Below are 14,202 nucleotides of genomic sequence, written 5' to 3' on the forward strand. Positions count from 1 at the left end.
GGTGGGCAGGGTGTGAATCTGATCCAGCTATCCGACGGAGGCTGCGTGCCGTTATACGGCATGGCGATCCTCAAGGACGGCAAGCTGAATGATTGCAGGCGGATGGTGAATGCGGCGATCGATTACGTCGTCCGCACACCGGAGATCGGAACGGTGTTCCTCGGTGGTCGCTGGATGGCGTATGCGTCGGGGAGGGAGCTCAAGGATCCGCCAGGGCATGTGTCGGACGAAAAACTGGTTCTGCCGGAGCAGGCGGGTACCGATCACCTTGATCGCGCCGAGGTGTTCACGCGCTCGCTCGATGAAACGCTGCGCCGTCTGACCACCGCCGGCAAGCGCGTGGTTTTCCTGCACGCCATCCCGGAACTGCCGTTCGATGCCCGCGACTGTATCGCCTGGAATCCGAATCGCTTCGTCAGTCGGACGCCCCGGCCCGACTGCCAGTTCAGCCGCGAAGTGAATGAAGTCCGCAACACGGAGTTTCGTCCGCTGCTCGATGCGGTACTGGCGAAATACGCGGACATTGCCGTGTTCGATCCGATCCCGCTGATGTGCGACGCGGAGGTCTGTCGCGGCCGTCGTGACGGCATGCTGCTGTATCGCGACGACGACCACCTGTCACTCGATGGCTCCTACTGGTTGGGACGACAGATGCGGCCGCTGCTGCCGGCCTTGCTGGGGCGTGGGTCGAAGCCCGCCGGCTTGGGCGCGGCGGCCGGCGGGTTATAATCCGCCGCTTGTGTTGCCCGTGGCTATTGAGGCTTCGGGCGCCCCCCGATCCTGAGGTTTCCCCTGTGGCATTGATCATTCTCGGCCTATCCGGCGCCCTGACGCATGACCCGTCCGCCGCCCTCTACATCGATGGCAAGCTCGTTGCCGCCGCGGAGGAAGAGCGTTTCGTGCGCGACAAGCACGCCAAGAACCGCATGCCCTACGAGGCGGCGAAGTTCTGCCTGGAATTCGCCGGCATCCGGCCGGAGGATGTCAGCGCGGTGGCGATTCCGTTCGCGCCGATCAGCATCATGGAGCCGGCACGCTGGCACTACGCGAAGCGCTACTGGTATGCGCCGGACCGCGGCCTGGATGCGATCCTGGCGGGCAACCGCCGCTTTTACCGTTACAAGAAGCGTATCGAATGGTGCCTGCAACAGCTCGGCTTCGATCTGAAGAAGACGCAGATCGTGCCGGTCGAGCACCACCTCGCGCACGCGTCGAGCGCCTATCACTGCTCCGGCTTCACGGAGAAGACGGCGATCCTCGGCATCGACGGCAAGGGCGAATATGCGACGACCTTCTTCGGCTATGGCGAGAACGGCCGCATCCACAAGATCAAGGAGTTCTACGACCCCGATTCGCTCGGCGGTCTGTACGGCGCGATCACCGAATATCTCGGCTTCGAGATGCTCGACGGCGAATACAAGGTCATGGGCATGGCGCCCTACGGCGACCCGGACAAGTACGATTTCTCGCGCCTGGCGAAATTCGAGAACGGCGAACTCGTCATCGACACCGATTACGCGAACGTGATCGGCTTCCGCCGCTACAAGGAAAACGGCAAGGGCTACTACTTCTCGCCCAAGCTCATCGACTGGCTGGGCCCCAAGCGCGCCGGCGACATCGCCGACGAGCCCTATATCCATTACGCCGCGAGCATGCAGAAGCTGTTCGAGGACCTCGCGCTGCAGATGATCGACTATTACCTCGGCGACATCCTGCGCGAAACCGGCCGGCTCGCGTTCGCCGGCGGCGGCGCGCTCAACGTCAAGCTCAACCAGAGGATCATCGCGCGCCCCGACCTGCGCGAACTCTTCGTGCAGCCCGCGTCGGGTGATTCGGGCACCGCGGTCGGCGCGGCGTCCTACGTGTCGGTCGCACGCGGCGTGCCGGTCGAGAAGATGGAGCATGTCTATCTCGGCCCGCGCTACACGACCGAGGACGTCATCGCGGCCTGCGCGAAGCATCCGTCGCAGCCCCAGTGGCAGCAGATCGCCAATGGCGACACTGAGGTCCCGCAGCGCATCGCGCAGATCCTCGCCGATGGCCAGCCCGTGGCCTGGTTCCAGGGGCGCATGGAATTCGGTCCGCGCGCATTGGGCGGGCGTTCCATCGTCGGGTGCCCGAGCGCCGCAGGCGTCGCCGACCGCATCAACGAGCAGATCAAGTTCCGCGAACGCTGGCGGCCGTTCTGCCCCAGCATGCTGGATACGGTCGGCCCGCAGATGCTGCAGACCGACCACCCGGCGCCCTTCATGACCTTCACTTTCGAGGTCGCCGAGGAATGGAAGACGCGCGTGCCCGAAGTCGTGCATGAGGACGGCACCTCGCGCGCCCAGGTGCTGAAGCGCGAATTCAACCCGCGCTACTACGACCTGATGCTCGAACTCGAAAGGCTAACCGGCAACGGCGTCGTGCTCAACACCTCGCTCAACCGCCGCGGCGAACCGATGATCTGCTCGCCGACGGATGCGCTGAACATGTTCTTCGGCTCGGACCTGCAGTACCTCGTGATGGAGGACGTGCTGGTCGTGAAGGAGGGCGCCGCTCTTGGCTGAGCGCCGCATCCTGCAGTTCTGCCACTGCCACTACGGCCCGTTCGGCGACGTCGCGCGGCAGTATGCGGTGCTGTTCAAGGACTCGCCGTACAAGGTCACGACCGTCTATCTAACCGATCCGCCGAGCGACGAGGTCACCGAGCTGTCGGCGTCCGACGAGGTGATCTACCTCGACTACGACGGCGCCGACGTGCGCGGCCTGAAGCTCGACGCGATGCGTCGCCTGCGCGGGATCATCGCCGGGCGCGACTTCGCGATGATCCTCGCGCACCGCTTCAAGCCGATCCACATCTCGTGCTGGGCCACCGACCTTCCGGTGATCGGCGTGCACCACGCCTTCGGCGACTACGAGCGGCTCACGCACAAGCTCTTCGCGCGCTGGTTCGGCAAGCGCCTGGGCCTGCTCGGCGTGTCGGATGCGATCCGCGACGACATCCGCCGCGGCGTGCCGTCGTGGCCGGCGGACCGCATCGAGACGCTGCACAACCGGATAGACGTGGATGCCGTGCGTGCCGAAGTGCTGCCGCGAGCTGCCGCGCGCGAGCTCCTCGGCTTGCCGCAGGACGCGTTCGTGGTGGGCAATGTCGGGCGTCTGCATCCGGACAAGGATCAGGCGACGCTGCTGCGCGGCTTCGCGCGCGCCCTGCCGGAGCTGCCGGCGAGTGCCTTGCTGGTGATCCTTGGCAAGGGGCGGCTCGAAAAGTCCTTGCACGCGCTGGCGGATGAACTCGGCATCGCCGCGCGCGTGCGCTTCCTCGGCCAGGTGCCGAACGCGCGGCGCGCCTTCTCCGCCTTCGACCTGTTCGCGTTGAGTTCCGATCACGAGCCCTTCGGCATGGTATTGCTCGAAGCGATGGCCGCAGGGGTGCCGGTGATTGCGACCGACTGTGGCGGGGCGCCGGAGGTCGTGGGTCACGCCGACGCACTTTTTCCGCTGCGCGACGCGGAGGCCCTCGCGGGTCTGCTCGTCACGCATGCCCGCATGCCGCTTGCGGAGCGGGCGATCTTCGTCGAGCGCGGCCTCGCGCGGCTATATGTGGAGTTTTCCGACGAGGCGGCGCGCCGGCGCTTCTTCGCGCTGCCGATGGTTCGCGCCGCGCTCGGCGAGACGGGGGCACGATGAGCGCGGCACCGCCTTCGATCTGTTTCGTCATTCCGTATTTCGGCAAGTGGCCGTTCTGGATGCCGTTTTTTCTCGCCAGTTGCCGTGCGAATCCGAGCATCGACTGGCTGCTGTTTTCGGACTGCGGGCAGATTGAGGACTGCCCGCCAAACGTGCGGATTATCGATACGGATTACGCAAGCTATTGCGCGCGCATCGCACGTACCCTCGATATTCCGTTTCAGCCGCAGAACCCTTACAAGCTGTGCGACCTGAAGCCGGCACTGGGCTATATCCACGAGTCGGATCTGCACGGCTACGACTTCTGGGCGTTCGGCGACCTCGATCTGGTGTTCGGCGATCTGCGCGCCTATTTCACCGCGGAACGCCTGGCGCGCAAGGACATCTTTTCCACCCACGCACGTCGCATCTCCGGACATTGCTGCCTTGTGCGCAATACGCGGGAGATGCGGGAAGCGTTCTTCCTGATGACCGCCTGGAAGAGGCGGCTGAGTGATCCGATGCATCAGGGCGTGGACGAGGGCGCTTTCAGCCGCCTCTTCATTCGCCGCAAGAACTGGCCGCATGCGCTGGCGCGCTTGAGCTGGCTGCTCAATCCTTGGTACCGGCGGGCGGAGTTTGTCGAGGCTTTCAGCACCCCGGATGCCAAGGTCGCGTGGATCGACGGCAGCTATGTGTTTCCGCGCCGCTGGTGCTGGCGTGCCGGTGTGCTGAGTTGCGATCGGGCGGACGAACGGACCTTCCCCTATGTACATTTCCTGCGCTGGAAGGGACTCGAGTGGAAACGGCTCGGAGCGGAAGCAATGCTTGGCTATCCGCAACTCGCCCGGGAGCCCGCGTGGGACGTGACTGCGCACGGGTTTTTTCCGGCCGGTCAGGGTGAAGATTGAGGTCGTGCCAGTGTGACGATGGATACCGGAAAACCGCTGAAGATTCTGCTTTTGGTGCAAAAGGAGCAGCGTGTCATCCTCGACCGCCTGTACGACGGGATTGCTGCGCACACCGATTGCGACTTGCGCTGGCTGGGTGACGAGCAGGCCGACCTCAAACGCTATTTTCGCGAGCATGTCAGGGCGCAGGACTATGAGCGAATCGTGTTCTTCCTGCGCTTCAAGCAGGAAATCCGTCAGGTAGGCTTCATCCGCAGCGTGCCCAATCTGGTCATCCTCGAGCACGATGCCTGGCAGAACTATTTCCCGTGCAAATACCGGGGCAGGTTCAGTGCCCATTACCGCCGCCTGCCGGCAGCACGGGTGCTCAGTTCGGGCTTTCAGATCAGCGAACGCCTGCGGGCCGAAGGCACCGACGCGGTATTCGTGCCCAAGGGCTATGACCAGACCCTGCTGCGCAATCTCGGCACCGAGCGGGACATCGAACTGGGTTTTGTCGGCAGCGTGAAGAGCGGGATATACAGCGAGCGCAAGGCGATGCTCGATGCGATTGCCCACGAGGAGCCGCTGATGACGGTGCGCACGCAGTCCGGTGCGGAATACCTGGAGATGCTCAATCGCATCCGCTTTTTCGTCAGTGCGGATGTCGGCATGAGCGAGTATATGATCAAGAATTTCGAGGCCATGGCCTGCGGTTGTGTGCTGTTCGCCTATGACCAGGGCGCGGCGGAAAACAGCGCCCTGGGTTTCGTCGATATGGAAAACCTGGTGCTCTATCGCAGTGTCAATGAGTTGCGGGACAAGCTCTCACGCTTGCGCGCGTCGCCCGAACTGGCGGCGCGGATCGCGGCCAAGGGCCAGACATTGGTCGAGCGCGAATACAGTTTCGCCCGCATCGGCGAGCGCGTCGCCGCGGCCTTGCGCCCGCCGCTTCGCCTCGCCGCACCGTCGGCGTGGTGGGAAAGGCTGCGACTGCAACTGCCGTTCTGAGTATCGCGCTTCCCCACGCGCTTGCCGATCAGGAAAACAACCATGCAAACCGACGCCAGCCAGCCGCTCGTCACCGTCATCATCGCCTCATACAACCACGCGCCCTACATCGAAGCGTCGATCAACAGCGTGCTGGCGCAAACCTACCCGAACATCGAGTTGCTCGTCATCGACGATGGCTCGACCGACGACAGCGTCGCACGCATCCGTCGCTTGCAGGAACGGCACGGCTTCGATTTTCGCGTGCAGCAGAACAAGGGGCTTACCCACACCCTGAACGAGTCGATCGCGCGCGCGCGCGGCAGTCTGATCGCCCCCTTCGGTTCGGACGACATCATGCTGCCCGGGCGCATTGCGGTGCAGGTCGCTTACATGGCCGACAAGCCCGCGGTCGGCATCTGCGGCGGCAATATCGAATTCATCCATGCCGACGGATCGCTTTACCCGGACAACGAACAGAAGCAGCGCGACGTGCCGCAGCAGCGTATCGACTTCGACGATGTATTTCTGCAGCGAAAGCCGATTCCGCCAACCGCCACGCTGATGTTCCGCAAGGAGGCGCTGGAGACGGTCGGCGGCTTCAATCCGGAGATCCGCCTCGAAGACGTCTATATCTGGCTGAAGATTACGCACGCCGGCTACTTCATCGACCGTGTCGATGCCTTGATGGCGCGTTACCGCAAGCATCCGACCAACACCTACAAAAACTTGCGTTTCATGGCCGAAAGCCTGCTGCGCACGTATCGCGACTATGCCGGGCATCCGGCCTATGACGAGGTGCGCTACCGGCTGCTGAATTCGCTGTTCGTGAAGGCGTCCGACCGCGACAAGGTGCTTGCGCGCGAGCTGCTGGCGCAACTGCCGCTGCGCGCCTGGAACGGCAAGACGCTACGTGGCCTGTGGCGTTACGCCGTTTCGCCGGTGGTGTCCGACTGAGTATTGCGGTCCGCCGCGTAAGCCAGAAACGCGCCCGGATCGTCCGAGCACAGCAGGGATACGACACGGCGGATTTCCGCTTCCGGCCACGACCACCAGGCGGTCGCCAGCAGCGCCGCGCGGGTGGTCTCGTCGAAGCGCCAGCGCACGATGCGCGCCGGGTTGCCGGCAACGATGGCATAGGGCGCGACATCGCGGGTCACGACCGCCTGGGCCGCGACCACTGCGCCATCGCCGATGCTGATGCCGGAAAGAATCGTGCAGCCGGTGCCCAGCCACACGTCGTTACCGATCGTGACGTCACCGCGCGTGCCGCCGAAATCCGCAATGTGGCGCGCTTCTTCGAGGAACTTTGGAAAGGGATAGCTGCTGACCCAGTCGAGACGGTGGTGGCCGCCGAGCAGGATGTTCACGCCTTCGGCAATCGAGCAATATGCGCCAATGCGCAGCGTGCTGCCTTCATGCCAGTCGTGCACCTTTGGCATGCCATAGGTGCCGATGCCGATTTCGTAGTTCGGATAGCGTTCGCGGAACCGCGCCTGCCCGCGCAGAAATTTTGGCAGGTGCTTCCTCTGGCGCCGCTCCGCGCGGCGCTGCCACCATTCCCTGAGGGCGGACGCTGGCGTTCTGCGTTCACTCTTGGCGGGAAAGTCGGCCATCGTGCTTGCTCTTCAGTGTCGTTGCCGCCAGCAGCGCGAACGGAATCCAGATCAGGAACCAGTGCTCCTTAGGGCGGGAAAGAAACGCTCCGCCTTCGGTCATGCTGGCGGCCAGCCCGTAAATCAACGTTGCGGAGCAAATGAAAACGGCCGGGTCATGGCGCTGTCGCCAGCACGCCAGTACGGCTGCGCCGTAGAGCCAGACCCAGAGCGCCAAACCGACCAGTCCTCCGTAATAGAGAACGGCAAGGATCATGTTGTGCGGATCGCGGAACGCGTCAGCGATACCTTCAAGGTAGATTTCCAGCGGGTGATCGTAACCATGGCCAAAAATCGGCTTTTCGCTGATCTGGCGCAATGTGTCGCTCCAGATCTCCGGCCGGTACGACGTCCCCCTGTCGGTCAAGAGGTCAGGCCACAGGCTTGCCACCAGCAGGCCGGTCCCGACGAGTGCGGCCGCGGCGATGACTCCGCGTCTGTCACCCGACAGCGCGGCGAGCCAGAGCACGGTGGCGGTAATGCCGACCAGCGGCGTGCGCGAGCCGGTCGCAACGATCACCATCCCCAGTACCATGGTTGCGGCCACGATCGGTAGCGGGAATGCCTGGCGCCGTTCGACCCACGCGGCGATGGCGATTGCCAGGAAGAAGCCGAAGACGTGGGAGGTCAGCAGTGGGTTGTATAGCGCACCATAGCCCGAAAGGCGTGCGCCGGGCCCGTATGCGGGTGCAAACAGCGTCAGATAAACCACTCCGGTAATCACCGACGTGGCGAGTGCCGCCAGGAGGACTTGCCGGCCGCGTATGGGCTGTAGTTGCCGTACGGCGATTGCGGCGACAAAAAGCAGGGCAACGTAGAGCGGCCTTTTTATCAACGAGTCGACACCGTCGTCGCTATCTGACCAAAAGATGCTCAGCAGGGTGAAGGCGGAAAAGACCAGGAAAGGCAGGCCTATCACCGAGTCCGCAAGGTCGCGCAAGAGCGTGGGCCGAACGATCGCCGCAATGAAGGCGGGGAAGGCTACGAGTGCGTAGAAAAGTCTGTGGTAGAGGGCGCGGTCCCCGCTCCAGAACATGCCCGTGAGGAGCACGAAGAGGCCCAGCGGCAGGATGTACGCCTCCAGCCAGCCGGCCAGTCTGGTACGAAGCTTGAACCCCCGGGGCTTCGTCGAGAAGTCAGGATGAATATTGCTCACGGCATTCAGCGCTGGAGTTGCTGCCATTCCGTGCTGACGACCAGCCAGTCGCGGTCCCGTGCATCGCGCAGGATATGGCGGTAGTTGCGTTGGCGTTTCAGCGCCCCGAGGCTGCTACGGCAAGGTTGCAGGTCGGCGATGTCGATCAGTCCCAGTTCGCCCTCCGGCGTCAGCACGATGTTGCCCAGGTGGCAGGAACGAAAATATATGCCGAGGTCGTGAAGGCGATCAATGAATTGGCGAATCTGGTGGCGCAGATTGGTCGCCTGGTCGTCCGGGATTCCGGCCGCGACCATTCGGCGTATGGTTTCGCCGGGTAGTGCGCGGTAATGCACCGCATCGCGCTCGATCTGCGGCAGGCGATAGAGTTCGATGACCTCGGGGCAGGGAATGCCGAGCTGCGCGAGGCTGCGGGTGTTGTCGGCGAAGCGGAGTGCATAGGGATACCACGCGGCGGAACTGAAGAGCCGTTTGCGGCGGAACAGCTTCAGATAGCTGCCATCGGCAAGCAACAGCACCTTGTCGCCGTAGCGGTCGGCTTCCATCACGCGGGCGCCCTGCCGGAGTCGGAGATAGTCCTCGTGCGCGAGTATGCGCAGCGGCGGGGATGTTTTCATGGGGCGCGATTTTACCGTGCTGGCGTGGCTTCCGGCTTATTCAGTTCGCTTTCTGATGTTTCAGATGTCGACGGATCGCTGCGGTGTGCTCGCCCAGCAGGCGGCGCAGCGTAAAGCCATCGAGCCAGCGCTCGATTTCGGAATTGCTCACGTCGTGGCGTTCGCGCAGATTCGCCAGGGCCTTGTCCCACCAGACCGGACCGCAGGCGCGATCGAATTCGTTGGCGTGGGGGTAGCAGCCGTACAGCAGTTCGCGGCTGAACTGCCGCTGCCCCGCCGGCAGCAGGCGGGTGACGAGCTTGTGGATGAGTCTTTGCGGTGCCGGTGGTCGCGGCAAGGTGTCGCTGACGGCCGCGACGTCCGCGAGGGCGCAGGCGGTGAGCGGTGCCTGCCCATGCTTGCGCAGCCACGCCTGGATCTTGGCGCGGAATAGTTGTTTGCGGCTCCAGTAATGATGGATCAGCGTCGGGCACTCGGAGAGGCAGAAGGCACGTTCCCGGGCGGCCGTCGCGAGCACGAACTCTTCCAGCGTATAGGCGCCCTCGGCATGCGGGAACAGTTCGTCCATCAACGCCAGCGAGCGTTGCAGCAGCGGCGCGTCGCCGCGGCATAGGCCGATGACGCCCGAATTGAGCAGCGGCATGTCGTCGTCGGCGAGGCGCTGAGACTGCAGGCGGGGTGCGAGTGTTCGATATAGCGTCGCTTCGCGCATATCCGCATAGCGCCCGCCGATCCTGTTGCATAGCAGGGTGCCTGGCGCGATACGCTCGAACAGCGCGCTGGGCGAGGTATGGAAAAACGTGTCGGTGTCGATGAGGATTGCACGTTGCGCCGGTTCGGCGCCATCAGTCAGCACGGCATGCAGCGCTGCGTGTTTGGTGCGGAAATGGTAGCCGTGAGGCGCGCGCCAGCGGCTGAGGGTGATCCCGTCCAGGGCGTGCACCCGCACTGGTAGGGCGGCGTATGGCTCGCGACGATCCGCGAAAACTTCGATGCGTACTGCCGTATCGGCGCTTTCGCGCAGGCGGGCGACGGCGCTGACGATGCTGAAGACGGCTTCCTGGTGATAGCTGTCGGCACCGTAGACCAGGTAAAGGAGGAGGTCGGTTTTCGTGTCCATGCGTCGGGGGGGCCGCGCGCCGCGGGTTGGGGTTTCTCGGGTAGCGCCGCGTGGGCCGCTCGGCGCGCATGGTAGCATCATCGCTTTGCTCGCCGACCCGCACCGCCATGTCTGGCCAAATACCTCCTGCTCCCGCCGAGGACTCCGTCGCAGCCACCCCGTTCTCCAGTGACCCGGTCGTATCCAGCCTGAAGATCTACTTCCGCCTGTTGAGTTACGTCCGTCCCTACATGGGGCTGTTCGGCGTCAGCATCCTGGGATTCCTCATCTTCGCGTCCTCGCAGCCGATGCTGGCGGGGATCCTGAAGTACTTCGTCGATGGGCTTACCAATCCTTCGGCTACGCCCTTCGCCGGGGTTCCGCTGCTATCGGCCCTGCCGCTGATGCATGCGGTGCCGGTGCTGATTGTGGCGATTGCCGTGTGGCAGGGGCTGGGTTCCTACCTGGGGAATTATTTCATCGCCAAGGTCTCGCTCGGACTGGTGCATGACCTGCGCCTGGCCTTGTTCGACAGCCTGCTGCGCCTGCCCAACCGCTACTTCGACGAGCACAACTCCGGGCACCTGATCTCGCGCATCACGTTCAACGTGACGATGGTGACCGGGGCTGCGACCGACGCGATCAAGGTGGTGATCCGCGAGGGCCTGACGGTGGTGTTCCTGTTCGCCTACCTGCTATGGATGAACTGGAAGCTGACCCTGGTGATGGTCGCGATCCTGCCCATCATCGGCGTGCTGGTGGGCAGCGCCAGTCGCAAGTTCCGCAAGCAGGCGAAGAAGATCCAGGTGGCGATGGGCGATGTGACGCACGTCGCCTCGGAAACCATCCAGGGCTACCGCGTGGTGCGCAGTTTCGGCGGCGAGGACTATGAGTCGCGGCGGTTCCGCGCGGCGAGCGAGGACAACACGCACAAGCAGTTGCGCATGATCAAGACCTCATCGACCTTCACCCCGACCCTGCAGCTGGTGACCTATTCGGCGATGGCGACGGTGCTGTTCCTGGTGCTGTGGCTGCGCGGTGACGCGTCCGCGGGGGATCTGGTCGCTTATATCACCGCGGCGGGCCTGCTGCCGAAGCCGATTCGCCAGCTGTCGGAAGTCAGCTCGACGATCCAGCGCGGCGTGGCCGGTGCAGAGAGTATTTTCGAGCAACTCGACGAGGCGCCGGAGGTGGATTCCGGCACGGTCACGCGCGAGCGTGTCAGCGGGCGGCTGGAAGTGCGCGATCTGAGCTTCCGTTATCCCGGTTCGGAGCGCACGGTGCTCGATGGCGTCAGCTTCACCGTCGAGCCGGGGCAGATGGTGGCGCTGGTTGGTCGCTCGGGCAGCGGCAAGTCGACGCTGGCGAACCTGATCCCGCGCTTCTACCATCACGCGAGCGGGCAGATCCTGATCGACGGAGTCGACGTCGAGGCCTACACGCTGAAGAACCTGCGCCGCCATATTGCGCTGGTGACGCAGCAGGTGACCTTGTTCAACGATTCGGTGGCGAACAACATTGCCTACGGCGATCTCGCCGGCGCGCCGCGTGAGGCGGTCGAACGCGCCGCGCAGGCGGCGTTTGCTGCGGAGTTTATCGAGCGCATGCCGCAGGGATACGACACACTGATCGGCGAGAACGGGGTGATGCTGTCGGGCGGACAGCGTCAGCGTCTGGCGATCGCGCGCGCCCTGCTGAAGGATGCGCCGGTGCTGATCCTCGACGAGGCGACCTCTGCGCTGGACACCGAGTCCGAGCGCCACATCCAGGCGGCGCTCGACCACGTGATGCGTGGCCGCACGACACTGGTGATTGCGCACCGCTTGTCGACGATCGAGAAGGCCGACATCATCATGGTGATGGAGCAGGGACGCATCGTCGAGCGTGGCGCGCACGCCGAGTTGCTCGCGCGCGACGGTCATTATGCGCGCCTGCATGCGATGCAGTTCTCGGAGCCTGCCGGCTCCGTCTGAGGGCGCGCCGCGCGCCCCGGCAAAGCGGCTCAGGTCGGCGCTTACTTCGGCGCGCGGCGGTTTTCGTACATCATGAAGCGCGAGGTCTCGTGCAGGCCGCGTGCGAGTTCACTGAGGCGGGCGAATTCGTCCGGGTGCGACGCGGCCACGTTGTCGGTCGGCGTCGCCGACGCGAGGTCGTGCATCGTCGCCTGACTGCCGTCGTGGTTCATCTGCACGAGGAAATTGCGCGTCACCGCACCGATCAGCGGGAAAGCGCCTTCGCGCAGGATCACATGGACGGCGCGCTCGCCTTCCGCCGCCGGGATCTGCACGTCGCGGCCGAGGGCGCCGTTGTGGTAGTCGACGCCGAGCAGGCCCGCGACCGTCGGCAACAGGTCGACGAGGCTTGCCGCTTCTTCGAATACCCGCGGTTTCAACAGTTTCGGCGCGTAGATGATGGCCGGGACGTGGGTGCTTTCGAGGTTCAGCTGCTCGAACGCGGGCGGCATGAAGGGCAGGTGGCTGATGCGGCCGTTGTGGTCGCCGAACAGCACGAAGATGGTGTTGTCGAAATAGCCGTCCTTGCGCGCGATCTCCATGAAGCGCCCGATATTGTGGTCGAGCAGGCGCACTGCGTTGAACTGGTCGACATCCTGGAAGCCCGCATCCTGCGCATCCTTGGCAGGAACCTTGCGGATCTCGAAACCTTCGTTGTCGGTCGGGATCGTGTAGGGGCGGTGGTTGCCGGCGGTCTGGATGTAGGCGAAGAAGGGCCGTTTGGTGGCGTCTTCCTTGAGCAGCGCGCTGGTTTCGCGGAACAGGTTGAGATCGGAAATGCCCCAGACGTCGCCATTGGGCGATTTCCAGCTCCCTTCCTGATACAGCTCGAGGCCGTCGATGCTGCTCTGGATCAGCGCGTTCATGTTGGCCCAGCCGGCGCTGCCACCGACCGCGTAGACCTTGCGATGGTCCTGCAGCGCATTGATGATCGTGTGCTGGTTGCTGATGAAGGGGTTGCGCGTCGCGCTTTCGGCGCGGGCGGCGTCCGGGATGCCGGTGATGCTGGCCCACACCGTTTTTGCCGTTCCCGATACCGGGACGTGGAAGTTGCGGAACAGCCAGCCTTCGCGCGCCAGCGCGTCGAGGTTGGGCGTCGGGTTGAGCGGATTGCCGAAGGTGCCCAGGCGGCTCGCGCCGAGTGATTCGAGCATCACGAACACCACGTTCGGGGTGCGCGTGAATTGCAGGCGGTGCGGCTGCGGGCCGACCTGGCGGACGAGGGGGAGCTTGTCGGCGTCGGGCGCGGTGACACCGAGGTAGCGGGTCATCAGCGGGTAATGCTTGGCGACCTGCGCGCGGTCGAAAGTTTCCTGCGGTGTACGCACGGTGTCGTAGATGAAGATCACCGGATTCAGGCCGAGCGCGCCGACGGCGGAGTTGCCGGACACGAAGGCGTCGCTCCAGCGCAGCGGCACGGGGTTCGACGGATTGATGCTGGTGACGCGGCCAATCAGGCCGAGCAGGGTGAGTACGCCGATTGCGACAACGGCAAGGAGTGCCGATGCGACACGCGGGCGAATCCGTGGCGGGCGATCCAGCGCGCGGCGCTCAAGCTTCAGGATTGCCCACAGGACAAGCACGGACGCCGCAAGCCAGCCGAGCGTGATCTGCAGGACCGGATAGCTCTGCCACAGCATGCCGGCAGAAATGTCGGCGTTGCCGAGGAAGCGCAGTACCGTCGAATTGATGCGCAGGCCGAGGTAGTCGTAGTGACCGAAGTCAATGACGTAGACCAGCAGGACCGCAAAGATGACCAGCCCGAGATAGACCCGCGACAGCCCGCGCATGAAGCGCGAAGTCAGCAGATTCACGCGCGGGACGAACGCGAACAGCACCACCGGCAGCATGACGAGGATGGCGAGGCGCAGGTCGAAGCGCAGGCCGATGCCCACGGCTTCGACAATCCGGTCGTTGCCGGTGTCGCCCATCGCCTCGTAATCGGCGAAGCCGATCAGAAAGACGAGTCGCAATAGGGCGAACACGATGAAAAACAGCGCGGTGCCGCCGACGAGGAAGCGGAGGCGGCGGGACTGGGTCCATTCGGTCAGAGGCATGGGGACGACCTGATCAGGAAGGCACGGCTGCAGGCGGTGCCAAGGGAATTTGGGGGCAATGTGGCAGGTGGC

General features: G+C 64.2%; 12 protein-coding genes. 7 read left to right on the top strand and 5 right to left on the bottom strand.

Features of this window, described 5'->3' with window-relative positions; all coding sequences use genetic code 11:
- The 6 genes from GPA25_RS20765 to GPA25_RS20790 form a co-directional block, all read left to right on the top strand.
- Positions 1-729 (top strand): SGNH hydrolase domain-containing protein (locus GPA25_RS20765; protein ID WP_211163264.1); only part of this gene is annotated, 729 nt, incomplete at its 5' end.
- Between the two features lie 65 nt (positions 730-794).
- On the top strand, positions 795-2,552 hold the full coding sequence (locus tag GPA25_RS20770; RefSeq protein ID WP_169262319.1) for a carbamoyltransferase C-terminal domain-containing protein: 1,758 nt from the start codon (positions 795-797) through the stop codon (positions 2,550-2,552).
- Entirely contained in the window at positions 2,545-3,675 is a 1,131-nt protein-coding gene (locus GPA25_RS20775) for a glycosyltransferase (protein WP_169262320.1), read from the top strand. The genes GPA25_RS20770 and GPA25_RS20775 overlap by 8 nt, the downstream gene beginning before the upstream one ends.
- Positions 3,672-4,565: a DUF6625 family protein gene (locus tag GPA25_RS20780; protein ID WP_169262321.1), complete on the top strand. Its 894-nt coding sequence runs from the start codon at positions 3,672-3,674 to the stop codon at positions 4,563-4,565. Before GPA25_RS20775 ends, GPA25_RS20780 begins: the two co-directional genes overlap by 4 nt.
- An 18-nt stretch (positions 4,566-4,583) precedes the next feature.
- Positions 4,584-5,555, top strand: a complete 972-nt coding sequence (locus tag GPA25_RS20785; protein ID WP_211163266.1) for a glycosyltransferase family protein — start codon at positions 4,584-4,586, stop codon at positions 5,553-5,555.
- 42 nt (positions 5,556-5,597) lie between these two features.
- Positions 5,598-6,491 (top strand): glycosyltransferase, encoded by an 894-nt coding sequence (locus tag GPA25_RS20790; RefSeq protein WP_169262322.1) that lies wholly within the window; start codon positions 5,598-5,600, stop codon positions 6,489-6,491.
- Here the strand turns inward: GPA25_RS20790 and GPA25_RS24245 are convergent.
- Genes GPA25_RS24245 through GPA25_RS20810 form a run of 4 tightly spaced genes read right to left on the bottom strand, consistent with a single transcriptional unit; the run spans position 6,461 to position 10,082 of the window.
- Positions 6,461-7,150, bottom strand: a complete 690-nt coding sequence (locus tag GPA25_RS24245; RefSeq protein WP_169262323.1) for a CatB-related O-acetyltransferase — start codon at positions 7,148-7,150, stop codon at positions 6,461-6,463. The genes GPA25_RS20790 and GPA25_RS24245 overlap by 31 nt on opposite strands.
- Positions 7,125-8,345: an O-antigen ligase family protein gene (locus GPA25_RS24335; RefSeq protein ID WP_211163267.1), complete on the bottom strand. Its 1,221-nt coding sequence runs from the start codon at positions 8,343-8,345 to the stop codon at positions 7,125-7,127. Before GPA25_RS24335 ends, GPA25_RS24245 begins: the two co-directional genes overlap by 26 nt.
- A gap of 5 nt (positions 8,346-8,350) precedes the next feature.
- The gene (locus GPA25_RS20805) at positions 8,351-8,962 is read right to left on the bottom strand and encodes a protein kinase family protein (RefSeq protein ID WP_169262325.1); all 612 of its coding nucleotides are present in this window, start codon (positions 8,960-8,962) and stop codon (positions 8,351-8,353) included.
- A 40-nt stretch (positions 8,963-9,002) separates the two neighbouring features.
- Positions 9,003-10,082: a hypothetical protein gene (locus GPA25_RS20810; RefSeq protein WP_169262326.1), complete on the bottom strand. Its 1,080-nt coding sequence runs from the start codon at positions 10,080-10,082 to the stop codon at positions 9,003-9,005.
- A gap of 107 nt (positions 10,083-10,189) precedes the next feature.
- On the opposite strand from GPA25_RS20810, the gene msbA reads away from it, so the two are divergent.
- Positions 10,190-12,034: a lipid A export permease/ATP-binding protein MsbA gene (gene msbA, locus GPA25_RS20815; protein WP_169262327.1), complete on the top strand. Its 1,845-nt coding sequence runs from the start codon at positions 10,190-10,192 to the stop codon at positions 12,032-12,034.
- 41 nt (positions 12,035-12,075) lie between these two features.
- Here msbA and GPA25_RS20820 read toward each other — a convergent pair whose 3' ends face one another.
- Entirely contained in the window at positions 12,076-14,130 is a 2,055-nt protein-coding gene (locus GPA25_RS20820) for an LTA synthase family protein (protein ID WP_169262328.1), read from the bottom strand.
- Positions 14,131-14,202: the final 72 nt, after the last annotated feature.

The organism is Aromatoleum diolicum (genome assembly GCF_012910955.1).
Lineage (GTDB): Bacteria > Pseudomonadota > Gammaproteobacteria > Burkholderiales > Rhodocyclaceae > Aromatoleum > Aromatoleum diolicum.